Origin of the sequence: Sodalis sp. RH21 (genome assembly GCF_047324175.1) — a bacterium.
GTDB lineage: Bacteria > Pseudomonadota > Gammaproteobacteria > Enterobacterales > Enterobacteriaceae > Acerihabitans.
Genome location: NZ_CP178732.1, coordinates 3,233,454 through 3,258,522 on the forward strand (window position 1 = coordinate 3,233,454; position 25,069 = coordinate 3,258,522).

Genomic DNA, 25,069 nt, shown 5'->3' on the forward strand with positions numbered 1-25,069 from the left:
ATCAATGGATTGATCGCAGGGCTATGCTACAGAGTAACATTGGTTTTATAATCATTAACGATCAAAGTGGTATTGAATAGTTATGCGCCGATGCAGCACATTCAATACCTAGCCTGACTCTAATGACCACTTCCGTTAGAAATGGCTTACTCCATACCGAGAGTTCGTGATGCTCAAAACAGAAGATCTCAACACCATGATATCAATTGATGAGATTCACTTTGCTGACTGGCAAATCTGGCCCCAGCTAAGGATTCTGTTACACCGGGGTAAGCCAGTAAGAATTTCTGCCAGAGCTTTTGATGTTCTGGTGGTTCTGGTGAGTGCGGAAGGTAAAGCGGTAAGTAAAGAGTCTTTACTTACTCAAGTGTGGGGAAATGAAATCGTCGAAGAAAATAATCTTCAGGCGCAAATTTCAGCTATACGCCGCATACTGGGTCTTGACCGCCATCTACTGGTTACTGAATTTGGCTGTGGTTATCGTTTTAATATCAACAAATTACCTTATGAGACGCCCTCTAAATCAGAAATACCTGAGACTGCTGTCACCCCTTTTCTGACGTCGATTCTGGGGCGTGATCAAGCGGGGCGGGAATTATGCGCCTTATTGCATCAACACCGTCTGGTGACGATTACAGGCTCAGGGGGCGTGGGTAAGACTCGTTTGGCATGGGAAGTCGTCAGCCTTATACACACGTATTTTTCTGATGGAATATGTGTGGCTGAACTGGCGCATATCACCGAAGCATCCAGCTTGCTATCTGTTATTTCACAAGCGCTACATCTTCCATTGGCCACCATTCATAATGATGCCGATTTACGGCAACAACTTGCACGGCGTCGATGTTTACTGCTGATTGATAACTGTGAACATGTAATTAATGAACTTGAACCAGTGATTACGTTGCTCCTGAACCTGGCTCCCCATATCAAACTGTTGTTGACCAGCCAGGTAGCGTTACAGGTTGCTGGCGAGCAACAATATCTACTACCGCCATTACACGTTCCTGAGAGCGAAGGGGCTAATACCCAAGTGCTACTGACTTTTGCCAGTGTCCGCCTCTTTATCGAACGCGGACAGGCCAACCGACATGATTTCCATCCATCGGCCAGCGAACTGTCGTTGATTGGCGAGTTATGCCGCCATCTTGACGGTCTGCCGTTGGCGATTGAACTTGCGGCCTCCCGTCTGCCAGTCATGAGCGTCAAAGAGATCTATAGCCGACTGGAAGACCGTTTCCAGCTATTGAGCAATACGCACGGCTCTCTGGTGCCCAGGCATCAGAAAATACTGACCACCCTGGAGTGGACTTATCAGTTACTCAACACTCGCGAACAACGATTATTTTGCTCTCTGGGAATCTATACCGATATGTTCAGTGTGAAATCAGTAAGCGACTTTCTGCTTATTAACGACAAGCATCGCTGGCAGGTTGTTGACGATCTGCAAAGATTGCTGTCCTTATCCCTGATTCAGGTCAGTACTCAGGTACCAGCGACCCGTTTCCGCCTGCTGGAAACCATGCGCCAGTTCGCATGCGATAAACTCAGGCAACAGGGTGAATATGCCGCTCTTGAGGCCCGTTTTGCCGGTTATTATAAAGTTCTGGCAGAAGAGTCCCAAAGTGATTGGTTTATGCTGCCAACAGAACAGTGGCGTGGACGCTATAGCCATAGGCTTAATGATTTGCGGAGTGTTTTACAGCAAACGTTAACTGAGGGGGCCGATCCCTCTACTGGGCTTGAGATCTTACAGGCTATGACCCCGTTTTGGATTGAATATTCACTATACGATGAATGTCAGCGCCATATCTATCCTCTGCTTTATGAAAATACTTCGCAGGTAGTATTAACGCTACGCCAGAGAATGAATCTCAGCGCTGTAGCAGGTAAGGCATCAACCTGGGCAAAAGGCCCTACGCCTAAAACACATTCAGCCTGGAAAACCGCGCTGGCACTTGCAGAAAAGCTCGACGACAAAGAAATACGTTTACAGGCTCATTACGGGTTATGGTTGTATTATCTGCGTACTGGCGAACTGGATAAAGCGCTTGAGCATGCGCAATCTATGTGCGAGCTCGCGCGGTCCATTAGTGACGAGGAAGCGCTGGCAACCGGGCTGCGTATTCTCGGTGTATCCCTGCATTTTTTGGGGCATCATGACGTCGGGCGTGATTATCTCCAACAATCTCTTGGCTGGTTTGACCAGGGCGGATTAAGTCACTCTTTCCGTTTTGGTCTTGATCAAGAGAGCGCCGGTCAGGCCTTTCTGTCTCGTTTACTCTGGTTACAGGGGGAGTATAAGGCCGCTAAACGGATGGCATGGCGCGGTGTAAAAAAAGCCGCTCATTTGCAGCATGTCTGTTCTCTTTGCTGTGCACTGGCTGAAGGCGCCTGTATGACAGCGGCACTGGATCGTAATCCACGTTGGGTTATAAAGGCCGCAAACTGGCTTATTCATCTGGCAGAAAAGCATGATTTGTATTTCTGGAAGACCTATGGCGAATTGTTTCTTGTTTGGGCCAAACAGTTCAGTCATACCGATGTTAGTCGAACCACACTGTTTAGCTCGTTGCGCGCGATGGGATTAGACTGGCAATATTCCCCCTTGTTGTCAGAAATTGATACCGGGCTATCGCAGAAAACCGCCCGTCAGGATCATGAAAACTGGTGCACGCCTGAGCTGATGCGTCTTTCCGCCACTCAATTACCTCCTCAGGAGCAACGCCTGCTGTTGGAGCAGGCCCTGGACAAAGCGCATCAACAACAGGCTCACGGCTGGGCCCTGCGTATTGCTTATTCACTGGCGACATTGCGGGCTGAAGCTGGGGAAAAATTGGCTGCCAAACAGTTAATACAGGACGCTTTACACGATGTCGATGGTTCAGACAGGGCGACGGATGTAAGAAATGCTATGGCACTATGTGCCCGAATGGAGACCTGAATATTTACGTCTCACGGCTATTAACATCCCCAGGATCACGAGTCCTGCCCCCGCTGCAGAAATCAGCGTCCAGTTATGAGTTCTCTCCCATACCCAAGTGGCAGTCAGTGAGCCACATGCTCCGCCAATAAACATAACGCACATAAATAGTGTATTAAGACGGTTTCTGGCATCTGGACGCAAAGAATAAATCGTGTGCTGGTTAGCTATCAGTACACATTGTTCACCCGCATCCAGTAGTAGAATGCCCGCCACCATACCCGCCATACTGTTCCAGCCCCAAAAAACAACCCAGGCCAGCAGCATGAGTATCACACCAAAAACAACCATTCTGAATGGTCCCTGACGATCGCTGAAACTTCCCGCCAGAGGCGCGCACAGAATACCGATTAACCCCAAAGCAGCCAGGGTTCCGGTTACCCCTGCACCGTAATCGTAGCGATGAGCTAACCAGAAAGGGAGCACGGTCCACAGCACGCTGAAGGAGGCAAACAGCATTGCTTGTGTAAGAGTTGCACCGCGCACCTGCTTCTCGCTTTTCCACAGCTGTCCTAATGAACGTAATACCGCCAGATAGTTAAACGTTGGCGCTGGCAACGACTGAGCAGGCAAAATGCGCAAGATGAAAAATATAGCCAGCAATGTCATGATCGCTCCGGCCAAAAAGACGCCGCGCCAGTCGAAATACTGACCAATAAGACCTCCGATAGCCCGGCCAGCAAGGATACCTGCGAGGACACCGCTCATCACGGTACCCACTGTTTTACCTCGTGCAGAAGTTCTGGAGAGAGAGGCAGCAAGCGGCACTATCTGTTGGGCTACTGTTGCAGCCATCCCGGTAAGGAAGGAGAAGATCACCAACACTGTCGCCGTGGGGGATAACATCATGCCTATCAGTGCCACGAAAAGCATCTGCGCTTGACGCAGGATAAGCCGCTGACGTTCAATATAGTCGCCCAGAGGGATCAGAAAGAATAAACCCACCGCATAGCCTAACTGGGTGGCCATGGGGATCAAAGAAACAGATTCCCATTCATTGGGAAAGGATCTAGCAATCAAATTCAGGACAGATTGATTAAAATAAATATTAGCTACAACAATACAGCAAATAATCGCCAGCATCAGAATCCTGGCAGAAGAAAGCTCGTGATTGTCCTTACGCATTGACCACTCCTTGCTCTAAACTCAATGTCGTCTGGAGTATAAGCAGAGGCGACTCCCAACTCTTTGACCGTTTTTTTCAGACGTCTGAATTCTGATGCACAAGCTCCTGAAATAGAGATTTGTTACTAATACTGCTCATGTTATTAACTGTGCTTAATTGAGGAGCGACAAATGGATTTAAAACTGACGGGAAAAGTGGCTCTGGTAACCGGAGCCCGAACCGGAATTGGTTTCAGCATTTGTGAAGAACTGGCCGTAAATGGTGTGCATTTAGTCATGGTGGCCAGACGAGAACCTGAGCTGATTCTGGCTGCGAAAAAAATCTCAGGGAAATACGGTGTTTCGGTGCTGCCTATTGCCGGGGATGTGACCGATCCAAAACTACCTTCCCTGGTGGTTGAACATGCGGAAAAGGTTTTTCAGCGTATTGATTTACTGGTGAATAATGCCGGAAGAGCACATGCGGGCACTCTATTAACCACTTCGGAAGAAGACTGGCAGTTAATGACTGAGACCAAATTTTCCGCCATGCGACGTTTTTGTAAGGCGATCATCCCCGGGATGCAGAAACGAAACTGGGGGCGTATTGTCAATATCTCATCTATTGGCGGTATCTATCCTAATCCGCAACTTACCGTCTCACACGCGCTGAGCGCGGCTATCAACAACCTGACCCGTAGCTTAGCACTGAGCGTGGCTCCGGATGGCATTCTGGTCAATGCTATCGGCGTGGGCGCTGTCGCGACGGATAACTGGGCGCAGAATATGCTACCGAATGTCCGCAATCGTCGTCCTGAACTGGCTGACAGAACAGACGAAGAGGTAATGGCATTACTGGGTAAAGAGAAAACGCCTGTGGGCCGCTTTGGACTGCCTGAAGATATTGCTGCGATTGCTGCGTTCCTACTTTCTGGAAGGAATCAGTTTGTTACCGGACAGACAATTGAAGCATCAGGCGGAGCAGACAGATTTATGTAATTTCTTCCATTCAACTCAAATAATGTTTGAGGACTGGATTAATTTAATCTGGTTTTTTAAATCGGCCGTGACACCCATGGGGACGCGGCCAGGTTATCGAAGGTCAGCGACAGCGAAACAGACGTACTTGTCAATGGTGCGCTCCACCGGCAGAGAGAGGCACACCAACTTTACCGTTTCGTTGAGCACTCTTATTGGCTCTATTTGTCTTTAGAGAGATGATTATAAATACTCAGATATCCTATTTCAGTATCCGCTAAATGGTGGTCATTTTGGGGGTCTTGACTGAGAAGATATTCTCCTCTAGCTTAACTATCAGCCAGTTACTGGCAAAGGCGATCCCAGTCAGGGAGCAAACCTCTTGTTTTCATGCTTCTTTACGAATTCCTGTGTGATTCAGATTCAATAAGTTAGCATGAAAAATCTCCCCGATGCGTTTTCAGTTTTCCCTCCGCATCGGGAAAAATTGGTGGTCAGATTCGAGGTCAGGTTGGTTCGATAATGGAGTGCCCCCCCTCTATCTCTCAACGACACGAAAATCCACAGTCTCAAGCCTTCAGATAAATCCTTCAAAGTCTCCGATTCACACGGCCTATACCTTTTGGTCAATTTCATCGACCTGCTGAAAGGTATTGAGGCAAAAGGTCTGCTGGAAGTCGCATCCCGCACGCGGCTGCACCGGTGTAAAGCCATACGCTATGCAGGGCATCAGGGGTTAATCGAAAGCAATCCGGCGGCGAAGCTGGACGGCGTGGCAGCTCCACCCGTTAAGCGCCGCTATCCAGCCCTACCGTTGGAGCGCCGGCCGGAATTTCTGAAACGAATTGAACATTATCAGCAGGAACGGAAATTAACTCGTCTGGCCGTTCTGCTGGCGCTTCACCTGTTTATCCGCTCCAGTGAACTGCGTTTTGCCTGGTGGTCAGAGATTGATTTCAGAAACAGAATCTGGACCATTCCCGCTACCCGCGGGGCTATCCCCGGCATTCGCTACTCTGGTCGTGGAGCCAAAATGCGCACGCCGCATATCGTGCCGTTGCCCCGGCAGGCCGTCGCCACCCTGGAGCAGATTAAAGCAATACATATGTCCCGCCTTATCGTTGGGAAAAAAATAAGGATAATTAAATTCAACAACCGATAAAAACGCCGGGTACAAACCCGGCGTTAGATGAGCTATTCCAATTACAAAAACAAGTCAACCCGCGCTTTCGCAACAGAGCGTTGATGGCACGCCACGCTAAATACTGTAGCGCTGACCACTTACGATAGAGTAAATTTTTATGTCGCGGATACATTCAAATTAGATGAATACGATTCCCTCTGGATGGAAATATTTTTCACATTACCTGGCGCTGTGCAAGCAATGCAGCCATGATCCCACCTTCTAATTCGCTGAAAGCGGCGGATGCCGTTTCTCCACTCATGGAGAGTTCCGGGTCGAGACCGTTACCAAGCCGTTCAAGCTGCATATTGTTCCAGGGAAGGATGTGGAACAGGTTCAATGTCGCTTCCGGGGACGGGAGGCGTTCGATTTCGCCAGCAAGCAGACGACGCGGTGCTTCCGGATCGGCGATCAATGGACGTCCTATGCCAATGACATCAAGTTCACCCGCTTCGAGCGCTTCGATCATGCCCGTGACACTGCGGAAGTTACCGGTCACCATTATTGGCATTTTAGCGACATTGCGCACCGCGCCGGCGAAGGCCACAAAATAGGCTTCACGAGCGCTACTACTCGCAAGCACCCCATCCTCCCCTTCATCTTTGACTGCAATACCGACCACTTTGGGTTGTTCCAGCGAACCGCCTGAAAGTTCTAATAAATCAAGGCCGGAGTCATTGAGCATTTTCACCAATTCGATGCATTCGGCGTTGGTGAAGCCGCCGCGCTGGAAATCTGATGCGTTGAGCTTGATACCAATCGGGAACGCCGGTCCGACCACGCTGCGGACCGCGGAGATGACTTCAAACAGAAAACGTGACCGGTTTTCCAGGGAGCCGCCCCACTCATCGGTTCGGCGGTTGGAGAGCGGACTCAGAAACTGCGAAATGAGATAGCCGTGCGCGGCATGCAGAGACAGCCCCGTGAAGCCTGCATCCTTTACTTCCCTGGCAGCAAAAGCAAATTGGTCGATTGCATGACGGATCTGCGTTTCGCTCATGGGTTTGGGTTTGGCAAAGCTGAAACCCGCATTCCTGATCACATCGATCTCTACGTCCGAACACGAGAGCGGTGCGGGGTTGATTATATCGCTGACCTGGCGTCCGGTATGACCAAGCTGAGCCCAGAAGTGCGCGCCTTTCGACGTCCCGGCTCCGGCTAGATCGGCAAGTTGGCGGCGCCCGCTGGCATCATCGATCACGATATTTCCTGGACGCTCCAGATGCCAACGATCGACCTGAATATTACCTGTGAGCAAAAGCCCGGCACCGGAACCAGCCCAACGTCGATAGAGCGTTTCCAATTTAGGTGTGGAATGGTTGAACGAATCGGCCAGACCTTCGCTCATCGCCGACTTGGCGAGACGGTTGGAAAGCTTGGCGCCGCACGGGAGAACGAGAGATTGAGCAAGAGGGTTAGTCATAAAAACTCCTGGTAGCTTGATCGCCACACAGACAGGCAATCTGGTTCTGAAAATAACGATACACGACAGTGATCACTGTCGTTGACACGACAATGAGCGCTGTCGTATGATTTGTCAACCCAAGAGTTAAGGAACAGAAACAGATGGCGAAGACGTGGTCAGCCGACAACCCCAAAGCGACATTGATGGCACGCAAGCAGGCTCTTATCGTCGATGCTGCCCTCAAGGCCTTTTTAAGTTCCGGCTATGCGGAAACATCGGTTAATCAGATTGCGGCCGATGCCGGGGTATCTATTAAAACGCTGTACCGGCATTTCGAGAGCAAGGACGACTTGTTCAGCGCGGTCATGCAAGCCGCATGCGGCAATATGCCAGGTGCTGATGCCAGCGGAGAGGAGAGCACGCCAACCTGGTACAAGGATGCGCCGTCTGTAGCGTTTCCCAGGATCGGAGAAGAATACCTTCGCCACGTCTTGTCCCGCGATCAGTTGGCGCTCTATCGGGTTGTCACCCGCGATGCGCTTCGCTTTCCGGAGTTAGGCCGCCGCTATCTACAGGAAACGACCGGAAGACGCGATGCCAAGTTCGCTGGCTACCTCGACATTTGGGCAGACCATGAAGGCTGGCAGGTTCACGACAGGCACGCGGCGGCTCAGATATTTGCCGGGCTATTAAAGGCGCGTATTTACGACGAAGCACTACTGGGGGTACGCCTGCCCTCAGAAGATGAAATTGTCGGGCAAGCGCGAGACGCTGCGCAACACATGCTCCAGCTTCTTCGCTAGGGACATTTCATGGAGGGCGCAAATCCGGATGCGTAACCCGCCGGGCGCGTTACGGTATCAGCGATCCATCGCAACTGAAAAGGAGCGAAGTAGATGTCAACTAACAGCAATGAACTCACCAGCGAGCTCATCGGCACCGATTATGAGGGCTGGAACGATGAACTTTGGCAGGAGTTTAAGACCAACGTATTCAATGGCCAGGTTGGTGCCCTCCTGCTAAGCGAAAACCAACGTGCCCGGTTGTGGGAAATCCGGCTAAGACCAGGCGAGCGTTTGCCCGCTCATCGGCACGTCCTGGACTACTTCTGGGTCGCGATCGAGCCGGGCCGCAGTCTACAGCACGCTTCAGATGGGACAACCCGAATCGTTGCTTACGCCGCGGGCGACAACAAGCACTTCACCTTTAGCGCAGGCGAGTACCTGCTGCACGATCTTGAGAACATCGGCGATACCGAGTTAGTTTTCAGCACAGTTGAGTTCCTGGACAGCGTTAATACTTCGCTGCCGCCGGGATAAATTTCGATTGACCACAAAACTAATCGGCTCGGATTGATCTGACGGTGGCTGTTGCCATCGCCGGCCCCTGCTCTACCAACTAATCAGATTTGGAGATATCGATGAAGATCCTCGTTACCGGCGCAGCCGGATACATTGGAGCGGTAGTATCCCGCACGCTCGCAGTTCACGGACACCACGTAATCGGCCTGGCACACAGCGCCCGAAGCGAAAAAGCAATCCTCGCAATGGGCATTCCTGCTCAAGTCGGCAACCTTAATGACCGCAACAGCCTGAGTTCCGCATGCGAGGGAATCGATGCCGTTGTCGACACCGCCTCAGCCGATCATGCGGAATCGGCAGAACACTTCCTTGATATCCTCTCTGGAACGGGGAAAATTTACGTACGAACCAGTGGAACCGGCATTTATATGGGCCTTGAAGCAGGAGCCCTTAACGAGGTTGTTCATCACGAGCAGGATGGCTGGACACCACTACTACCGATGCAGCACCGATTCTCGATTGATCAAAAGGTGCTTCAAGCGGATGGGGAAGGCCTCAGGACCGTTATTATCCGCCCTTCGATGATCTACGGTCAGGGCGCCAGCGAGCAACTTCCCGTATTGTTCCGTGCCGCACTCAAGCACGGATTCGCTGGATATTCAGCCCCCGGGCTAAATCGTTATGGCAATGTGTACATTGATGACCTCGCCGCGGTTTACCCCCTTGTTATTGACAATCCGCAGGCGCGGGGGGCATACAACATCGCTGCATCGGAGTGTGACTTCAAGACAATCAGCGAAGCCATCGGCAAAGCTCTCGGCGTGCCGTCCCGCCCCTTCACGGATTTAGAAGAAGGCGTGTCCACACTCGGTCACATCTGGACTGCCGCCATGGGCTGCAACAGTCGCGTTGACGCCAGGCGGGGAACGCCATTACGGCGGTTGTGGGCCATGACTTTGGCTCCCCGGTCGCGGCATACTGTGCCCTGATCCGTCCAGATATTTTCCGCTCAGTTGTCCTGATGAGCGCGCCATTCGATGGGCCGCCGCATCTTAGAGGCGATAGCAAGGAAGCGTTAAACGAGCCTGATATGGCACAACTTCTTGCCGCCCTTTCCCCTCCCAAAAAACACTACCAACACTATTACTGCACGCGTGAAGCTAATGATGACATGATCAATTCCAGGATGGGATTATCCGCATTTTTACGCACGTATTTTCACGTCAAGAGTGCGGATTGGGCAGGAAACTCACCCTTTACGTTGAATTCATGGTCTCCGCAGGAACTGGTCAAAATGCCATCCTATTACATCATGGGATTGAACGAAGGCATGCCGGATGCAATAGGCGCTTATACCCCAACGTCTGTCGAGATAGAAAACTGTGAATGGCTGACCGAAGACGGCCTGGAATTTTTTGTTCAAGAATTCCGCAGGACCGGATTTCAAGGCGGACTGAATTGGTACCGGTGCAGTTTTCTCGCCGACCACGAAAACGAATTGGGCCTGTTTGCAGGGCGTACGATTGATGTACCTTCGTGCTTTATCTATGGAGAGAAAGATTGGGGAGCATTCCAGTTACCGGGTGCCTTACAAAAAATGCAAAACACAGCCTGCTCCCATATGAAGTCCGTTGAGGCGATATCAGGAGCAGGTCATTGGGTTCAACAAGAGCAACCGGAAAAAGTCGTCATGACTATCTTGAATTTTCTTAAATAACAGAAGAATGCGCCACTCACCCGAATACTGTTCCATAATCGGCAAGCCTTCCGGAAAACTTCTCCTGTTTCGATAAATTTCGGCAAATTCAGTATGTTATCTATACGATATTTTATTCGTTCTTGAGCCACTCGATAAAGAACGCGCTAAATGTCGTGACCTGCAATGGCTGGAAACGCCTCTGCGGATAAACAAATTGCAGGCCGACCTGCTTTTTATCGTGGCGGCTGAAGCCAATAAAGCTATCCTCCAGCAGAACCTTGAGCTTTCCCTGCTCAATATCACGTTTTACATCCCACCAGGACTTGCTGGCAATACCTGCCCCAGCAAGGACCCACTGGCGCAGCAGTGCGCCATCCTCGCAGATCATTGCTGGCGAAACCCTAACTACGCAGGATTTCTCTTGGGCTTCGAAGCGCCATTCATTCATTAACGTACCGCGCTGTTCCAGCACCAGGCAACGGTGCGCATGTAGATCCTGCGCTGTTTGCGGTATGCCATATGTCTCCAGATAGGCGTTTGACGCGACAAGAACCCGGTGATTAGGGCGAATGAATTTCGTCACCAGATTACTGTCGGGGAGGTTGCCGAAACGAATACTCATATCCAGCCGGTTGGCAATTAAATCCACCACGTTTTCGCTCAGATAGACGGAACTTCTCACCTCTGGATATTGACGGGAAAATGCTAAGAGCGCAGGAGAGAGATACTGGCAGCCAAAATCTGTCGGTGCGGAAATGCGTAAGCTGCCGCTCAGCATCCCTTCCTTTTGGGTCAGTTTTGATTCTGCTTGCGCCATCTCTTCCAGCACCCTGAGCCCCGCGTGATAAAACTCCTCGCCGGCCCGAGTCAGCGCTATGGCGCGGGTGGAGCGATTAAACAGCCTGGTCTGGTAACGTTCTTCCAACGCTTTCAGCCTGGCAGTCATAGTCGCCGGAGAAAGGTTCATTCGCCTGCCTGCAGCGGCCAGCCCGCCGGCTTCCACAACTGCGACCAGCAATGCCACATCTTCGAGTTTTCCCATTATTCATTTTTCCTGAACATACCATCAATTATTATCGTCATTATCAAATCAGCGTACTGGACGTAAAGTCAAGACAGAACGTATTCCATTGGAGAATAAAAGAATGCAGCAACGTACGATTTTTGATACCGCCCGTGTCGGGTTTGTTGATTTAAAGAATCGAATTGTCATGGCGCCCATGACACGTGCACGGACAGCGCAACCGGGCAATGTTCCTACTGCGTTGATGGCAGAATATTATCGCCAGCGCGCCAGCGCCGGTTTGATTATTACCGAAGCAACGCAGATTTCCCCCCAGGGGCAGGGTTATTCCTGGACACCGGGTATTCACTCTGCAGAGCAAATAGCAGGATGGAAACTCACCACGAGTGCCGTCCATCAAGCTGGCGGCAAAATATTCTCTCAACTATGGCACGTGGGGCGTATGTCTCATGAAAGTTTTCACCCCGGCGGCAAACCTGTAGCGCCCTCTGCACTGTCACCGAACGCGCAGGTCTGGGTGGTCGACAGCGAAGGTATTGGGCATATGGTCGACTGTCCGGTACCCCGTGCATTAACTCATGATGATATTAATCAGGTGATTGCGGATTATCGTCAGGCGGCCGTCAATGCCATTGAATCGGGTTTTGACGGGATAGAAGTACACGGCGGTAACGGTTACCTCATCGATCAGTTTCTGCGTTGTACTTCCAACAAACGCACCGATGAATACGGAGGCAGTCTGGCCAATCGCGTACGTTTTGCTCAGGAAGTACTGGAGGCCATTAGTGACGCCATTGGCGCCAATCGCACCGGGCTCCGTCTGGCCCCCTTCATTACCCAGCGCGGCATGGACGATCCGCAGGCTATTGAAGCCATTCTGGTACTGGCGGCCTGGTGCGGGAAAAAAGGCATCGCCTTCATTCATCTGGCGGAAGCCGACTGGGATGATGCGCCACAGGTACCCTATGAATTTCGTGAAACGCTGCGCGCCACCTTTAGCGGTACCATTATTGTTGCGGGGAATTACACCAAAGATAAAGCCGAGAAACTGCTGACGGCTGGCGTGGTAGATCTTGTCGCTTTTGGTCGTCCATTTATCGCCAACCCGGATTTGCCCCGTCGGCTGAAAGAATGCTTGCCGCTGGCAAGTATCGGAGATGCGGCCACGCTGTTTGGCGGCACCGAAGTGGGGTACACCGACTATCCGTACTTACCTGTTACAGAGGTATAAATTATGACTCAACGAACATTGATTATCGGCGGTGCAACGGGAATTGGTTTTGCCGTTGCGCAGTTAATGGCTAAACGGGGCGACAATATTATTCTTGCCGGTCGCAACGCTAATAAACTCAGTAATGCTAGCCAGAGGCTTCAGACAACCGGCTCCGCAGTGGACATTGTTGAAATTGATATTGCTGATGAGGGGCAGCTTAAGAATTTGAGCCTGACGCTGGGCAAAGTGGATCACATTGTCGTTACAGCGGGTTCTCAGGCCCCTGGCGGGATTTTGACCTCCCTTGATTTTCAGAAAGCGAAACAAGCATTTGATATCAAATTTTGGGGGAGCCTGGCCGTCTCACGCTATTTAAGCGATAACATTAATCCAGGCGGCACGCTGACTCTGACCAGCGGGTTCCTCGCCCGGCGGACGGTTCCTGGGACAATGGTCAAAACCGCCATGAATGCGGCGCTGGAAGCGGCAGTTAAAATACTGGCAAAAGAGCTGTCGCCACTGCGCGTCAACATTATCAGCCCCGGGCTGACAGACACCGAGGCTTACGCCAGTATGGCTCCGGAAGCTCGTCAACAAATGCTCTCAAGGGCAGCGGTAAATCTGCCGGCAAAAACATTTGGGCACGCGGAAGATCTGGCAAAAGGTTATTTATTCGTTATTGAAAACCCTTTTGTTACTGGCTCGGTTGTGGATATCGATGGCGGAGCCTTGATTAACTAAGGCTGTATTTCACCTGCGAATGCCAGTATCCCGTATAACAGGGCCAGTCCGATAGAGTGCGCCAATGGTTTCCCACCCTTTCGCCCAATGATCATGAAAAGCTGGAAGCCTGGAGCGGCGACGGTATCAAAGACACCGATCGTGTGATCCTCCCGGCCGACAGCTCTCCCGCTGAGATTGGTTGCCAAAACGTTCTGTGCGCCAGTCGACGGCAAAGTCGGCCCACAGGTCGCCCCAATACTCAGGGTCGAATCCGGCGCTCAAATCGGCCACCCGCAGTTCTTTGGCGAAAAAAGTACAAATCGTGCCAGGCTGCAGCCAGGGGTTATCCTGCTTGTATCCGGCCAACGCGGTTACCTCGTCGGCCGACAGGTACTGCGCTTCCTGTCGAGGACGATTGAAGCGTCCACCCTGCCTCGCTGCACCCATGCCGGAAAGGGCGTAAAGGCAAAGGCCGGTACAATAATCCGATAGAACGCCGGGAACCGCCCGCCATCAAGAATAACGTCAATCATCCAGCGGCACCGCCGGCGAGTGATTCCAGATAGGCGATAATATCATCGGCCCGACCATCTCTGAGCAGAGCATCAGCGGTTTTGTAGCCGAACGCGCGCAGGGGTTCGTTGCGGATAAGGAAAACGGCTTGCTGCGCACCTCCCGTCATCTCAGTGGCCACGGCCAGAACCCGCACCAGATCCACCAGATACTGTTGCAATTGCTGTGCTTGAGGCCGTGAAGAAGGGGGGTTGCGATGCACATGAGCACGCTCAGCCAGTTCCTGGATTCGGAAATCAAAAAAATCCCCTACTCCCGCGGGTGATAGGTAAGCGGTGTTGGGCTCGCGGAACTGAACGCTCGGCGGATTCTGAAGTGATGCACTCATAGCATGTGCATGCCCGACAGGACTAGCGTATCGCGCTGGCAAATTCAGCGTTGCTCATCAGGCTTTGCCAGGACTTTTCAACGTTATGGGGAATATCAATGTGGCTGATGAATCCCGTACCTTGCGGCCCATATCCATCGGGCGCATCACGGAGTCGTCTAACTTCACCCATTATCATCGAAACGTAACGTTCCGGAGTCCAGAGTTTTGACGGATTATTGGCGCCTTTGATAACAGGCTTGCCGCCTTCTAAGACCAGTTGAGGAATGAAGACCGGCCAGCTGATAAAATGTGTTTTAAACCCTGCTTTTCTCCATTCGTGTTCGAAGGTAGCGGTGGTTCTCCTCTGCATTAACGGATCTTGAATTAACACTATCCGTTCAGGAAATATTCTACGCTTCTGCAATGTTTTGAGGCTGAACGCCGCGTTTTCACCACAATTGCGTGAGCGATCTTCTATCAACAATTTTTCTCGATCGATACCGAATGCCTGAACCGCCACCTCTGCCAGCATCCCGGCTTCACTCTCGGGGGTGATTTGAATTGTTCCATAACGTGGGCTGGTACTCAAAGCGTCTTTCAACAAAACGGTAGAATGCCCGATGCCACCGCTGAGCAGCATGAACATCCCGGTTCTCGCTACGTATTCAAACGCACCTTCAATATTCGGCAGGATGGCATGTCCGGCAAGTATTGCCATATCCGCCTGCAGGGTATCGGTACAGCTTACGTCATTACCGGCAAGCCATGATGCAAGGATGTTGAGGTTATCAATTTCATGTTCAGCCAGCTTCATACGGGTCCTTTATGTTTTGATTACTGATGGCGTTATGCATTACTTATGCAATATACAGGCATAACAGAATACATGCCTGTTTGGCGACTGAGGCTCCGGGGATAAACATAAAATGCGACCTTAACGGGAAAATGGGCCCTGGTCTGGTTTCATCCGGGGAGGCGCTAACAAGGGACCATCCGCGATATTCAGGTGTTGTCCAGATTAAAGATAGAGTCATTACCCGCAGCGCTTACATCAGATAACTGCTGGTTTTTAACTCCTCTAGGTAGGACTGACAAACCTTTCTCCAGGGCAACGGCAAAACATCCGCGCCAACCATGCGAATTATATTGCCGTTATAGCGGAATTGCAGGTTCGGGCCACCGTCGAAGAGGAATCCCCGCGTTCACTGGACGGCAACGATATTCTTGCCGCCTAACAGACTCTCTCCCTCAGGCGGCGTTGATTCGGCACGTTGATGGCATCGACTCTATTCGGTGATCGTGGTAGCCGGTGTGGTCGTTTCTGGTGTCGTGGTCGTGGTCGTGGTCGGTGTGGATGGGGTTGCCGGCTCCGTGCTTGTCGTCGGCGCGGTTGTTGCCGCCGGGGTTGCCGTTTCTGGCGTCGTGGTCGTGGTCGGTGTGGATGGGGTTGCCGGCTCCGTGCTTGTCGTCGGCGCGGTTGCCGCCGCCGGGGTTGCCGTTTCTGGCGTCGTGGTAGCGGTAGTTGTCGGCGTATAGGTGGTTGCTGGCGTAGTGGTTGTCGTCGGCGCGGTTGCAGCCGGTGCGTTAAAGATTACTTTAGTAGACGGGCCGACTGAGAATTTAGGCGTCTTACCCATTATGGAATAATTGACGTGCTGCTCGGTAAGCGGTTCCGTCGTCACCTCTACCGCAGGAATGGTTACACGGCCCACTAAAGAACGTGCATAGCCGCCGATTTTATGTTTACCCGCACTGACGTGCAACTCAACGGTTTGACCTATAGCAAGAATACCGGCATCGGTATCATCAACAGTTACATAGATCGGCACACCATCGTCTGACTGAGTGTGAACATGGGTAACGGTCACCACCGTAGGTCCGGAAGAGAAATCTACAATATCAGGTTTAGCCGGGGTCAAGGCTGCATTGACCGAGGACTTGGCTGCTGACGTTGCCGCCGTAATCTTCGCACATCCGGTCAGCATAAGCGCTGTGGTGATGACAATCAGGATGAAACTGTTAATCATGTTGCGGCATTTCCCTATCAGATTTTTGTGACTTGGTTAACATCATAACTGATAACGATATTGAGATGAATGCCGGGCTGGCGATCTTCACAAAAACCAGACAAATGAATATTAACCGCCCCCCCCTCACCTCTCCCTAAATGGTAGACACGGCTTTTTTGGGAATGGGTTATAACTGGACATCTCAATGACGCCGAGAAAAATGCCAATCCCCGGTAAATCAAAGGGCTGCACCAGCAGCCCCGACAGGCGACCCTTGGGTCGAAAAACAGCAGTCCATACTGGCGCTGCCGCCGGCCAGGAGAAGCTTCATCCGGGCGGATACAAATCCCCTGTATGACCCGCCTCCCGTTAAGTTGTTTCATCTGGATGGGTGGTCACGAATATCGTTTACTCATGCCGCAACCAGTCTATAAATGCCCTCATCGCCGGAGACATAGATTTTCCCGAAGTCCAGCAAAGATAATATCCGGCGAACTCAATCTCCCAGGCATCAAGAATACGGTGAAGCGCGCCAGAAACGAGATGAGCTCTTACTCTTTCCGCAGTGACCTGGGCGATACCTATTCCCGCTATGGCTGCCTGATATTGTCGCTCGCGATCATCCACCACCAGATTCCCCGTTACAGGAATGTTTTTTAACAGGCCGTTATAAGAAAACTGCCATGGCTCAGAGGTTACCGTTCCCGGCCAGCGCCAGCCGATACAATTATGCCGGCTTAAGTCTGCTGGCTGTTTAATATTTTCATGAGCGTTAAGATAAGACGGCGCGGCCACCACTATTTGATGTAACCGGCCGCCAACGGGAACTGCAACTAGTCCGGAATCAAGGACTTCTCCCAGTCGCAGAGAAAGATCATATCCTCCCGCGATCAGGTCAATGGGTGAATCATTTATAGTAATATCAATATGCACATCGGGAAAAGAGGTAAGAAAACCGGGTACCTTATGATCCAGGAACATCTCCGCAGCCGAACGAAACGCATGAATGCGAATATTTCCCTTAATAATATGACTTCTGGCATGCGCTTGTGTGAGCGCCTCTGCAAGATTCTCCAGTAATTGAGCGGTTTGAAGATAAAGTAATTTCCCGTCTTCAGTGAGACTCACGGAACGCGTCGTGCGGTTGAAAAGGCGCAGACCCAGGCGCTCCTCAAGCCCGCTTATTTGCTGACTGACAGCAGACGCGGATATGCCCAACTTGTCTGCGATAGCCCTGAAGTTCAATTTCTCCGCGACCATAATAAAAGTGTTTAGCGCCAAAAAATCTGAACGACTAATCATTTTTAGCCCTTTATTGATAAGTATGCCTAATCACTGTATTCAGTTTATGATGGATTGTGTAGCTAAAAAGAATAATTATAATAATAAAACCGTTTCAGGCAAGTTTGTAAAAACAAGAGGGATGACCTATGGCTGACGAAAATCGGCATACTGTAGAGCAGCGACTTCAGACGATAGAAGACAAATTAGCTATTTATGAACTTATCGCCTCTCATCCTCCCAGTGCAGATACCGGCCTCGCTGAATATACCGCTTCAGTCTATATGAAAGATGGTGTTTTTAATCGCGGTGTGGGAATGGATGGAGCAAAAGGTGTGGACGCTATAGCGGCATTTATTCTAAGGCCGGCTCATGAGGAGGCGATTAAAGGAGGACTGGCGCATTTTGCCGGATTACCGCTTATCGACTTACGCGGCGATAAGGCAATTGTCACCTCTTATTTGCAACTTTTACATCTGGATAATCAGGGTGAACTACGCGAGATGGCTAATCATGGCTATTCAACCGGGTACCGTATCCATCGGGTTGTCATTAACCGCTGGGAACTTGAGCGTCATGACGGACGCTGGAAAATACGCAGCAGAACCCTTCTTCCTGCCGACGGGACTGATGCTCCGCGGCAGCTGTTAACACAGGGGCTGTCAGATATTCTCAAAGCTACGCGTTAGCATTATTAACCATTACAGGAAAACATTATGAGTGAAGAGAATCGCCAGTTTCTGACGTCGCTTTTTCAGTCGATTAAAAATCAGGGATGGGGAGATAATTTTATGGCTGTATTACATAACGATTTGGAATTCAATGCAATGGGCACCTCAGCGATCTCTGGAAGCTATAAGGGAAAGGAAATTTATCGCGACCAACTCCTTAAACGGCTTGATGACAAACTGGAGTCATGGCCTGTTCCAATCGTCGATACGATGATTGTCGACGGTGACCTTGCCTGCCTGCAGTTCCACGCAACAGACGGCAAGGGAAAAAACGGCGCGGATTTTAATATGCAATACTGCTGGGTACTACGCTTAGAAAACAGGCAAATCACAAAAATCTGGGGGTATTACGATTCATATATAATGGATGCTCTTTTTAAGAGGGTATAAACACTCGGCACCCGGCTGGCGGTTAATTAATGCCATTCCGGCATGCCACGGTGCCCCACAGCTCATTGGTGGTGAATGGTGGTAAGAATGATATTATTGATCGATGGCTGCACAATTTGCTGAAAGATCTCAACATCATCAAAGGCGCGCGCCGCCAGCATTGCACCGTGTATCGTCGCCATTAACAGATTAGCCTCAGCGGAAGGAATGTCGCGAAGTTGAAATACGTTTTTGTTTTCTCCTCTTCTGAGTAAAGCGGCCAGCCAGTCGGAAAGATCGGTGAAATGTCCGGAAACTTCAGCAGCGACTTCGGGGGGCAGCGTAGGTAACTCAGCGGCCAGCATGACACAAATACAGAACGGAGAAGAACCATCCCTGATACAGGTTGACCAGTAATCCGCGTATGCCTGAAGTTCGGCCGCCGGATCATTTATCTTATGGTTAAGTATCTGCATTCCCGCTTGTGCCTCTGCACGATACTGAGCAACTACAGTCCTGACCAGATCCGCCTTACTGGTAAAATGATGATAAATACTTGCTTTACGAATATTTACCTTTTCCGAAATATCAGCAAAGCTGAAACTCCGGTAACCACCAGATGTCAGTAATTGTCTTGTATATGAAATGATTTCGTTTGCTTTTTGTGAACGCTCAGCAGTCATAGCAAAGGACCGATAGTAATAGATATTAATGAATTGGCAGATATTAACCATTTGGCACGGAAACCTACTAGGAGGTAGTCTTAATGTCAAGATAAATAGCTTAAAATGAATGTTGCCACGAAAATTTTTGGTTTAGGCCCCCTATTCCCGAACACCTATCCCCGCTTTTTGGACTGCCCCGCTCGTCTATGCAAGTAGTGCCGCGTCTGCAGATCGCCTGATGAATGAGCTTGGGGTATCTGCCAAAGCGCCTTAAACCAGAGCGTAACGGAACCACGCTTGCCGTAATTTGCAAAATAGCCGGTTGACAAACTACCTATCGTTAGGTAGTTTTAAGCCATTGGCCTGGACCGCGTTCACCCTTATTCGCTGATTAGGTGTCCTGCGTATACGCCAGCATCCCCCAGCCTTCAAGAAGGGGCCGTTCTCGCTTTATTAACCAACTGATTGGTATATTTGCGAATTTATTTTATAGACCGTCCAAACCACATGGAGAACCGTCATGAAAAATGCCACCTCTACCCCTGATAGCTCACAGAACCGGTGGCTCCAGAGCTACTATTTTCTGCGGGCAGGCGTTTCAGTCGCCTGGATAGTACTCGCGGTCCTCATCGGCAAGCACAACCCGACCATTGGTGCGGTCTTGCTGGTCCTATATCCGGCCTGGGACGCATTAGCCAATTACATTGACGCCAGGAAGAACGGCGGCCTCGGCGCCAATCCGCCGCAGAAATTCAACTTCATCGTCAGCATCGTCGTCGCTATTGCTATCGGCTGGGCGCTGACCACCAGTATGGAGGCCACGATCAAGGTGTTCGGCATATGGGCGATCTTCTCTGGTTTGCTGCAACTGGCCACCGCCGTTCGTCGCTGGAAGACATCAGGCGGCCAATGGGCGATGATCCTCAGCGGCGCGCAGTCCGCCTTGGCCGGTGTTTTCATGTTTAAGCAGGCTAGTAGCGGCATCCCGCTGGATGTGTCCATCGTTGCGCCCTACGCGGGCTTCGGTGTGCTGTACTTCCTCATTTCGGCGATCTGGCTGACCGTCAAGAACGCCCGTCAACGGTCAAACGCGCTCGCCCGCTGAACAAAGCCGCCCACTGGACCGTCGCAATGTCCTGAGGGAGGCTAGTTTTCCTTGCTTTCGCATATTCCTGGATTGATTCAATGCCCCTGTTTAGCACTTTATCCTCCTGTGTTACCAACGTGGCTGACTTTCGTCGCATGTATCACCGGGTGCGTAGCAACAGTGAAACCCTGGCGGCACCATTGAGTCCCGGGGACCAAGCCGCACAATCGATGCCCGGCGCCAGTCCTACCGAGCGGCACCTGGCTCATACCGTACCTGTCGGGATATGAGGCATTCGATCCGTCCTTCAGCTATCTGTTCAATCCGTACCACGAAACCGTCGGTCCACGCCAACCGCGGTCCGGGCGCGGCCTTATCACCCGCCCGTCCGCCAGTGACGTTAAGGCCTATCGGGCCCATGTCGACGCTGGTATGTACCGGCGGTAGTGATTAATTACAGACAGTCTTGTTTCAAAATAATCTTTTGGCTTTGCCATAAAAAACTGCACCTTACTAAGTCGGCGTCCAACTTTTGGGGTGCAGTGCAGGTACTGAAACGGGCTTTTTGCTTGGTGATGTCTGTCTTTGATACCGGTCAACCTATCTCAAATGTCGAATCGATCCAGGTTCATCACCTTCGTCCAGGCCGCGACAAAGTCTCTGACAAATTTTTCCTTGGCATCACTGCTGGCGTAAACTTCTGCTGAAGCACGCAATACGGCATTCGAACCAAACACCAGGTCGGCACGGGTTGCGACAAATTTGACCTCGCCGCTGAAGCGATAGCGTCCTTCGAATTGTTCTCCGGTGGAGTCGATTGCTATCCATTCAATGCGCATATCTAACAGATTTACAAAGAAGTCAGCGTTAAGTTCACCCACGTTGTCAGTGAAAACGCCGTGTTGACCGCCATCGTAGTTGGTTCCAAGCACTCGTAATCCACCGATGAGTACCGTTAATTCCGGCACGGTTAGCGTAAGCTGCTGCGCCTTGTCGATCAGGAGATTTTCAGTCGACGTATTAGCGGAAACACCGCGATAGTTACGGAAACCATCCGCTTTTGGTTTAAGCAATTCGAACGATTCAATATCAGTCTGGTCCTGGCGGGCATCCACACGACCCGCAGTGAAAGGCACGTCAATCTCAACGTTGGCCGCTTTTGCCGCCTGTTCAATACCGACCACGCCAGCCAGAACGATCACATCCGCCAGAGAAGCTTTCTGGGATGACTGTTGAATGGCTTCCAGAGCGGGCAGTACGCGGGCGGCAATGGCGTTAACGTCCCATTCTCTTTGCGGCTGCAGCGCCAGCCGTGCGCCATTCGCGCCTCCCCGTTTGTCGCCGCCACGGAAGGTTGACGCCGAAGCCCACGCTACCGAGACCAGTTCACCAACGGTAAGGCCGGAAGCGGCAATTTTTTCTTTCAGCAGCTCGATATCGGCGGTAGTTGGGTGATACACCGGCAGCGGCAGCGGGTCTTGCCAGATTAAATCTTCTTTTGGCACCTCCGGCCCGATATAACGCGCTTTTGGCCCCATATCTCTGTGGGTCAGCTTGTACCACGCTCGGGCAAAGGCTTCGTTAAAGGCCTGTGGATCGCCATGGAAACGACGCGATATCTTCTCAAACTCCGGATCGAAACGAAGCGTCAGATCGGTGACCAACATGGTAGGTTTATGTTTTTTCGAAGAATCAAAGGCATCAGGGATAATATCCGGCGCATTGACCGCTTCAAATTGGATAGCGCCCGCGGGGCTGCGCGACTGTACCCACTCATATTTAAACAGATTTTCGAAGAAGTTATGGCTCCACTGCGTTGGCGTCTGGGACCAGGTAACTTCCAGGCCGGAAGTTATGGCATCAGCCCCGACACCGGTTCCATAACTGCTTGCCCAGCCCAGGCCTTGCGCTTCAATAGGTGCGGTTTCAGGGTCGACGCCGACATGACTGGCGGGGCCTGCGCCATGGGTTTTGCCTAGCGTATGGCCACCGGCGATTAACGCGACAATCTCTTCATCGTTCATCCCCATATTGCCGAAGGCGGCACGGATTGCCGGGGCTGCCGAGGCAGGTTCGCCACTGTGATTCGGGCCTTCGGGATTAACGTAAATAAGCCCCATTTCCGTTGCGCCCAACGGCGATTGGGCCAGCGATTCAGGATGGCGGTGTTCAAGCCAGGTTGTCTCGTCGCCCCAATTCACGTCCAGATCGGGTTCCCATACGTCTTCGCGCCCGGCACCAAAGCCAAAGGTACGGAAACCGGAGTTTTCCAGAGCGACGTTGCCCGCAAGGATATAGAGGTCGGCCCAGGAAATTTTTTGACCATATTTTTGCTTCACCGGCCACAGCAAACGGCGCGCCTTGTCGAGGCTGACATTATCTGGCCAGGAGTTTAAAGGCGCGAAGCGCTGCTGGCCGCGTCCCGACCCGCCGCGCCCGTCGACGGAGCGATACGTCCCCGCGCTGTGCCACGCCAGGCGGATGAAAAGACCGATATAGCTGCCCCAGTCTGCGGGCCACCAGGCTTGCGACTCGGTGAGCAACGCTTTGAGGTCGGCTTTGAGCGCGGAATAGTCTAATTTGGCGAATTCCTGGCGGTAATCAAAGGATTCGCCCAGCGGATTAGAGCGGGCCGAGTGCTGATTCAGGAGGTCGACTCTCAGTTGGTTGGGCCACCAGTCCCGGTTACTTGTCCCACCGCCGGATGTCTTATTAGAATTTTCCCCATGAAAAGGACATTTACCGACAGATGCTTCTCTTTCCGCTTCGACAATGGGCTTTGCATCTTTTGCTTCTTCATCAATAGAATTGCTCATGGTTATACTCCTTTTATGTATTCTCTTTGCTACTCTATACGCAGAGTTAACTAAGTCACACCTGAATTACCCTATGTATTTGATAGCCCTTACCATAGGATTTCAGCGTCCATTCCACGGGTTTAATAATGAAAACATTCCTCTCTTGATCATATATTGCCAGTTAATGATAAAAGTATTTCCTGTCAGAGACGCAAAATAAGAAAAGCCCGGATGGATTCGAAAACATCGGCCAATCCTGTTCCCGGCTGGCGCCGAAATGACGATGCAGGAAGCGGCGGGCATGCTGGATGTGGCGCGGCCTACCCTTATCCGGATGCTGGATAACGGAGAAATACCCTACCATCGCACCGGCAACCGGCGGAAACTGCGCTAGACGGATGCCATGGCTTATCGCGACCGAATTCGCGCCGCGCGAATGCCAGCATTGGACGAACTGGCCGCGCGCGATCGGGAATCAGGGTTCGGCTACGAATCAGCTCATACCATACGGCTATTTTGGACGCCGGCGTTTTGCCTCCTGCCCCGCTGCGCCGGCAAAGAAAAGACCAGCCTTAGGTTCCCGCTAGGCCATTTCGTTGGTAACGGCCCGGCAATAGCGCGGCTAAAACTGAAATGATTTGTCCATACCGACATGGATACCGCCAGGCAAGGACAGCGGTGGCGTCAGCGGCATACCGGTATCAGGTATTGGCAACTCGATTGATGCAGCGTTGCTATCTCCTCTTTGCCCCGCGGATAAAAACACTCTATATCCGGCCCCTGGCGGCGCGTTAATTTCAGCTTTGGCAAATAGGTATCATACAGCATCAAAATAAAATCCTGTAAGCCGCCAGTATCGCCGTTATAGGTAAACAGCGCGTATTCGCCGCCCGCCAATACGACCGGTTGACCTATCGGGGCATACTTTGGCTGGAGTGCGGTGGTGTAACGGAACATGACTTCTTGTCCAATTTCAGGGCTTTTATTCGGTAGTACATGATGTAGACCATACAACACCGACGGCACGATCCGCGCTTGCTCCAAATATTGAAACCAAAAATCCGTATGCAAATCGGCGCGAAAAAAAGCGCTATCCAGCCCAAGCGAACCGGTATAGCTGCGGGTGACGCCGTATAAATGCACGTCCCGCAAGGTGACATAGGTGAGCGGCGGTATCGTCATGGCGCCCGGGCGTATCGGGGGACAAATGCCAAACGACGGCCAATCCGTCGTATCGCGGTAAAGCGCGGGCGTTTGGCCAAACTGTTTTTTGAACGCGCGGGTGAAGCTCTGCCGTGAGTCGAAATGATATCTGATGGCAATATCAATGATGGGTAAATCGGTTACGCATAACGCCACCGCAGCCCGGGACAATCTGCGCGCCCGGGTATATGAACCCAGCGTCGTGCCGGTTATTCTGGAAAACATACGTTGTAAATGCCATTTTGAATAACCTGATTTACTCGCAATCCGATCCATTAATAATGGCTGATCCAGGTTATTTTCCAACCAGCCCAGCAGGGAGAAAATGGTGTGGGAGGGAACCATCAGTATTCCTCATATCTTCCATGGGGCATAAAAAAACGCCAACAGGGTGTTGGACCGATAGCCCAACCCCAGGCCGCGCATAAAC

General features: G+C 51.4%; 23 protein-coding genes and 2 pseudogenes. 14 read left to right on the forward strand and 11 right to left on the reverse strand.

What is annotated here, in order from left to right; all coding sequences use genetic code 11:
* Positions 1 to 169: 169 nt before the first annotated feature.
* Positions 170 to 2,944, forward strand: coding sequence for a winged helix-turn-helix domain-containing protein (locus ACL2XP_RS14835; protein WP_413733542.1), 2,775 nt, complete (start codon positions 170 to 172; stop codon positions 2,942 to 2,944).
* On the opposite strand, the gene ACL2XP_RS14840 is transcribed toward ACL2XP_RS14835, so the two are convergent.
* Positions 2,921 to 4,108: an MFS transporter gene (locus ACL2XP_RS14840; protein ID WP_413733543.1), complete on the reverse strand. Its 1,188-nt coding sequence runs from the start codon at positions 4,106 to 4,108 to the stop codon at positions 2,921 to 2,923. The two genes, ACL2XP_RS14835 and ACL2XP_RS14840, sit on opposite strands and share 24 nt — an antisense overlap.
* A 171-nt stretch (positions 4,109 to 4,279) precedes the next feature.
* Here ACL2XP_RS14840 and ACL2XP_RS14845 point away from each other — a divergent pair, with 171 nt between their 5' ends.
* Together ACL2XP_RS14845 and ACL2XP_RS14850 are read left to right on the forward strand one after the other, a co-directional pair.
* Positions 4,280 to 5,086 carry an SDR family NAD(P)-dependent oxidoreductase gene (locus ACL2XP_RS14845; RefSeq protein ID WP_413733544.1) on the forward strand — a complete coding sequence of 269 codons (807 nt, stop codon included), beginning with the start codon at positions 4,280 to 4,282 and terminating at the stop codon, positions 5,084 to 5,086.
* A 538-nt stretch (positions 5,087 to 5,624) separates the two neighbouring features.
* Positions 5,625 to 6,188, forward strand: a pseudogene (locus tag ACL2XP_RS14850) (tyrosine-type recombinase/integrase); the annotation flags it as partial.
* 235 nt (positions 6,189 to 6,423) lie between these two features.
* Here the strand turns inward: ACL2XP_RS14850 and ACL2XP_RS14855 are convergent.
* A complete protein-coding gene (locus ACL2XP_RS14855; RefSeq protein WP_413733545.1) occupies positions 6,424 to 7,671 on the reverse strand; it encodes an NADH:flavin oxidoreductase/NADH oxidase family protein in 1,248 nt (415 codons plus the stop codon).
* Positions 7,672 to 7,814: 143 nt separating this feature from the next.
* On the opposite strand from ACL2XP_RS14855, the gene ACL2XP_RS14860 reads away from it, so the two are divergent.
* The 4 genes from ACL2XP_RS14860 (at position 7,815) to ACL2XP_RS14875 (ending at position 10,671) form a co-directional block, all read left to right on the forward strand.
* Complete coding sequence (locus ACL2XP_RS14860) at positions 7,815 to 8,456, forward strand: TetR/AcrR family transcriptional regulator (protein WP_413733546.1); 642 nt, start codon at positions 7,815 to 7,817, stop codon at positions 8,454 to 8,456.
* 93 nt (positions 8,457 to 8,549) lie between these two features.
* Positions 8,550 to 8,972, forward strand: coding sequence for a hypothetical protein (locus ACL2XP_RS14865; RefSeq protein WP_413733547.1), 423 nt, complete (start codon positions 8,550 to 8,552; stop codon positions 8,970 to 8,972).
* A gap of 101 nt (positions 8,973 to 9,073) precedes the next feature.
* Positions 9,074 to 9,943 (forward strand): NAD-dependent epimerase/dehydratase family protein, encoded by an 870-nt coding sequence (locus ACL2XP_RS14870; protein WP_413733548.1) that lies wholly within the window; start codon positions 9,074 to 9,076, stop codon positions 9,941 to 9,943.
* A gap of 101 nt (positions 9,944 to 10,044) precedes the next feature.
* Positions 10,045 to 10,671 (forward strand): alpha/beta fold hydrolase, encoded by a 627-nt coding sequence (locus ACL2XP_RS14875; protein WP_413733549.1) that lies wholly within the window; start codon positions 10,045 to 10,047, stop codon positions 10,669 to 10,671.
* Between the two features lie 112 nt (positions 10,672 to 10,783).
* On the opposite strand, the gene ACL2XP_RS14880 is transcribed toward ACL2XP_RS14875, so the two are convergent.
* The gene (locus ACL2XP_RS14880; RefSeq protein ID WP_413733550.1) at positions 10,784 to 11,695 is read right to left on the reverse strand and encodes a LysR family transcriptional regulator; all 912 of its coding nucleotides are present in this window, start codon (positions 11,693 to 11,695) and stop codon (positions 10,784 to 10,786) included.
* Positions 11,696 to 11,798: 103 nt separating this feature from the next.
* On the opposite strand from ACL2XP_RS14880, the gene ACL2XP_RS14885 reads away from it, so the two are divergent.
* The 3 genes and pseudogenes from ACL2XP_RS14885 to ACL2XP_RS14895 form a co-directional block, all read left to right on the forward strand.
* Entirely contained in the window at positions 11,799 to 12,908 is a 1,110-nt protein-coding gene (locus tag ACL2XP_RS14885) for an alkene reductase (protein WP_413733551.1), read from the forward strand.
* A gap of 3 nt (positions 12,909 to 12,911) precedes the next feature.
* On the forward strand, positions 12,912 to 13,631 hold the full coding sequence (locus ACL2XP_RS14890; RefSeq protein WP_413733552.1) for an SDR family oxidoreductase: 720 nt from the start codon (positions 12,912 to 12,914) through the stop codon (positions 13,629 to 13,631).
* Positions 13,632 to 13,687: 56 nt separating this feature from the next.
* Positions 13,688 to 13,765: pseudogene (locus ACL2XP_RS14895) on the forward strand (hypothetical protein); the annotation flags it as partial.
* Here ACL2XP_RS14895 and ACL2XP_RS14900 read toward each other — a convergent pair.
* From ACL2XP_RS14900 to ACL2XP_RS14920, 5 genes are all read right to left on the reverse strand, one after another.
* Positions 13,758 to 14,060, reverse strand: a complete 303-nt coding sequence (locus ACL2XP_RS14900; protein WP_413733553.1) for an RES domain-containing protein — start codon at positions 14,058 to 14,060, stop codon at positions 13,758 to 13,760. The pseudogene ACL2XP_RS14895 and the gene ACL2XP_RS14900 sit on opposite strands and share 8 nt — an antisense overlap.
* 82 nt (positions 14,061 to 14,142) lie before the next feature.
* Entirely contained in the window at positions 14,143 to 14,514 is a 372-nt protein-coding gene (locus ACL2XP_RS14905; RefSeq protein ID WP_413733554.1) for a hypothetical protein, read from the reverse strand.
* A gap of 22 nt (positions 14,515 to 14,536) precedes the next feature.
* Entirely contained in the window at positions 14,537 to 15,310 is a 774-nt protein-coding gene (locus tag ACL2XP_RS14910; RefSeq protein ID WP_413733555.1) for a YdcF family protein, read from the reverse strand.
* 472 nt (positions 15,311 to 15,782) lie between these two features.
* Complete coding sequence (locus ACL2XP_RS14915) at positions 15,783 to 16,523, reverse strand: hypothetical protein (protein ID WP_413733556.1); 741 nt, start codon at positions 16,521 to 16,523, stop codon at positions 15,783 to 15,785.
* A 390-nt stretch (positions 16,524 to 16,913) separates the two neighbouring features.
* Positions 16,914 to 17,807, reverse strand: a complete 894-nt coding sequence (locus tag ACL2XP_RS14920; RefSeq protein ID WP_413733557.1) for a LysR family transcriptional regulator — start codon at positions 17,805 to 17,807, stop codon at positions 16,914 to 16,916.
* A 128-nt stretch (positions 17,808 to 17,935) separates the two neighbouring features.
* Here ACL2XP_RS14920 and ACL2XP_RS14925 point away from each other — a divergent pair, with 128 nt between their 5' ends.
* Positions 17,936 to 18,475, forward strand: a complete 540-nt coding sequence (locus ACL2XP_RS14925; protein WP_413733558.1) for a nuclear transport factor 2 family protein — start codon at positions 17,936 to 17,938, stop codon at positions 18,473 to 18,475.
* A gap of 27 nt (positions 18,476 to 18,502) precedes the next feature.
* Positions 18,503 to 18,907, forward strand: a complete 405-nt coding sequence (locus tag ACL2XP_RS14930; protein ID WP_413733559.1) for a nuclear transport factor 2 family protein — start codon at positions 18,503 to 18,505, stop codon at positions 18,905 to 18,907.
* Between the two features lie 62 nt (positions 18,908 to 18,969).
* On the opposite strand, the gene ACL2XP_RS14935 is transcribed toward ACL2XP_RS14930, so the two are convergent.
* Entirely contained in the window at positions 18,970 to 19,569 is a 600-nt protein-coding gene (locus ACL2XP_RS14935; RefSeq protein ID WP_413733560.1) for a TetR/AcrR family transcriptional regulator, read from the reverse strand.
* Positions 19,570 to 20,071: 502 nt separating this feature from the next.
* On the opposite strand from ACL2XP_RS14935, the gene ACL2XP_RS14940 reads away from it, so the two are divergent.
* Entirely contained in the window at positions 20,072 to 20,656 is a 585-nt protein-coding gene (locus ACL2XP_RS14940; protein WP_413733561.1) for a DUF308 domain-containing protein, read from the forward strand.
* Positions 20,657 to 21,243: 587 nt separating this feature from the next.
* Here ACL2XP_RS14940 and katG read toward each other — a convergent pair.
* Positions 21,244 to 23,454, reverse strand: coding sequence for a catalase/peroxidase HPI (gene katG / locus ACL2XP_RS14945; protein WP_413733562.1), 2,211 nt, complete (start codon positions 23,452 to 23,454; stop codon positions 21,244 to 21,246).
* Between the two features lie 259 nt (positions 23,455 to 23,713).
* On the opposite strand from katG, the gene ACL2XP_RS14950 reads away from it, so the two are divergent.
* On the forward strand, positions 23,714 to 23,830 hold the full coding sequence (locus ACL2XP_RS14950; RefSeq protein WP_413733563.1) for an excisionase family DNA-binding protein: 117 nt from the start codon (positions 23,714 to 23,716) through the stop codon (positions 23,828 to 23,830).
* 290 nt (positions 23,831 to 24,120) lie between these two features.
* Here ACL2XP_RS14950 and ACL2XP_RS14955 read toward each other — a convergent pair whose 3' ends face one another.
* Positions 24,121 to 24,984, reverse strand: coding sequence for a helix-turn-helix domain-containing protein (locus tag ACL2XP_RS14955; RefSeq protein ID WP_413733564.1), 864 nt, complete (start codon positions 24,982 to 24,984; stop codon positions 24,121 to 24,123).
* Between the last annotated feature and the right edge of the window lie 85 nt (positions 24,985 to 25,069).

What these genes read in the sequence shown, in the direction of transcription:
- ACL2XP_RS14845 (WP_413733544.1), top strand. Translation starts at nt 4,280, where the DNA reads ATGGATTTAAAACTGACGGGAAAAGTGGCTCTGGTAACCGGAGCCCGA.
- ACL2XP_RS14955 (WP_413733564.1), bottom strand. Translation starts at nt 24,984, where the DNA reads ATGGTTCCCTCCCACACCATTTTCTCCCTGCTGGGCTGGTTGGAAAAT.
- ACL2XP_RS14915 (WP_413733556.1), bottom strand. Translation starts at nt 16,523, where the DNA reads ATGATTAACAGTTTCATCCTGATTGTCATCACCACAGCGCTTATGCTG.
- ACL2XP_RS14870 (WP_413733548.1), top strand. Translation starts at nt 9,074, where the DNA reads ATGAAGATCCTCGTTACCGGCGCAGCCGGATACATTGGAGCGGTAGTA.
- ACL2XP_RS14880 (WP_413733550.1), bottom strand. Translation starts at nt 11,695, where the DNA reads ATGGGAAAACTCGAAGATGTGGCATTGCTGGTCGCAGTTGTGGAAGCC.
- ACL2XP_RS14885 (WP_413733551.1), top strand. Translation starts at nt 11,799, where the DNA reads ATGCAGCAACGTACGATTTTTGATACCGCCCGTGTCGGGTTTGTTGAT.
- ACL2XP_RS14900 (WP_413733553.1), bottom strand. Translation starts at nt 14,060, where the DNA reads ATGGGTGCAGCGAGGCAGGGTGGACGCTTCAATCGTCCTCGACAGGAA.
- ACL2XP_RS14855 (WP_413733545.1), bottom strand. Translation starts at nt 7,671, where the DNA reads ATGACTAACCCTCTTGCTCAATCTCTCGTTCTCCCGTGCGGCGCCAAG.
- ACL2XP_RS14940 (WP_413733561.1), top strand. Translation starts at nt 20,072, where the DNA reads ATGAAAAATGCCACCTCTACCCCTGATAGCTCACAGAACCGGTGGCTC.
- ACL2XP_RS14925 (WP_413733558.1), top strand. Translation starts at nt 17,936, where the DNA reads ATGGCTGACGAAAATCGGCATACTGTAGAGCAGCGACTTCAGACGATA.
- ACL2XP_RS14865 (WP_413733547.1), top strand. Translation starts at nt 8,550, where the DNA reads ATGTCAACTAACAGCAATGAACTCACCAGCGAGCTCATCGGCACCGAT.
- ACL2XP_RS14920 (WP_413733557.1), bottom strand. Translation starts at nt 17,807, where the DNA reads ATGATTAGTCGTTCAGATTTTTTGGCGCTAAACACTTTTATTATGGTC.
- ACL2XP_RS14910 (WP_413733555.1), bottom strand. Translation starts at nt 15,310, where the DNA reads ATGAAGCTGGCTGAACATGAAATTGATAACCTCAACATCCTTGCATCA.
- ACL2XP_RS14935 (WP_413733560.1), bottom strand. Translation starts at nt 19,569, where the DNA reads ATGACTGCTGAGCGTTCACAAAAAGCAAACGAAATCATTTCATATACA.
- ACL2XP_RS14930 (WP_413733559.1), top strand. Translation starts at nt 18,503, where the DNA reads ATGAGTGAAGAGAATCGCCAGTTTCTGACGTCGCTTTTTCAGTCGATT.
- ACL2XP_RS14905 (WP_413733554.1), bottom strand. Translation starts at nt 14,514, where the DNA reads ATGAGTGCATCACTTCAGAATCCGCCGAGCGTTCAGTTCCGCGAGCCC.
- ACL2XP_RS14860 (WP_413733546.1), top strand. Translation starts at nt 7,815, where the DNA reads ATGGCGAAGACGTGGTCAGCCGACAACCCCAAAGCGACATTGATGGCA.
- katG (WP_413733562.1), bottom strand. Translation starts at nt 23,454, where the DNA reads ATGAGCAATTCTATTGATGAAGAAGCAAAAGATGCAAAGCCCATTGTC.
- ACL2XP_RS14835 (WP_413733542.1), top strand. Translation starts at nt 170, where the DNA reads ATGCTCAAAACAGAAGATCTCAACACCATGATATCAATTGATGAGATT.
- ACL2XP_RS14875 (WP_413733549.1), top strand. Translation starts at nt 10,045, where the DNA reads ATGGCACAACTTCTTGCCGCCCTTTCCCCTCCCAAAAAACACTACCAA.
- ACL2XP_RS14950 (WP_413733563.1), top strand. Translation starts at nt 23,714, where the DNA reads ATGACGATGCAGGAAGCGGCGGGCATGCTGGATGTGGCGCGGCCTACC.
- ACL2XP_RS14890 (WP_413733552.1), top strand. Translation starts at nt 12,912, where the DNA reads ATGACTCAACGAACATTGATTATCGGCGGTGCAACGGGAATTGGTTTT.
- ACL2XP_RS14840 (WP_413733543.1), bottom strand. Translation starts at nt 4,108, where the DNA reads ATGCGTAAGGACAATCACGAGCTTTCTTCTGCCAGGATTCTGATGCTG.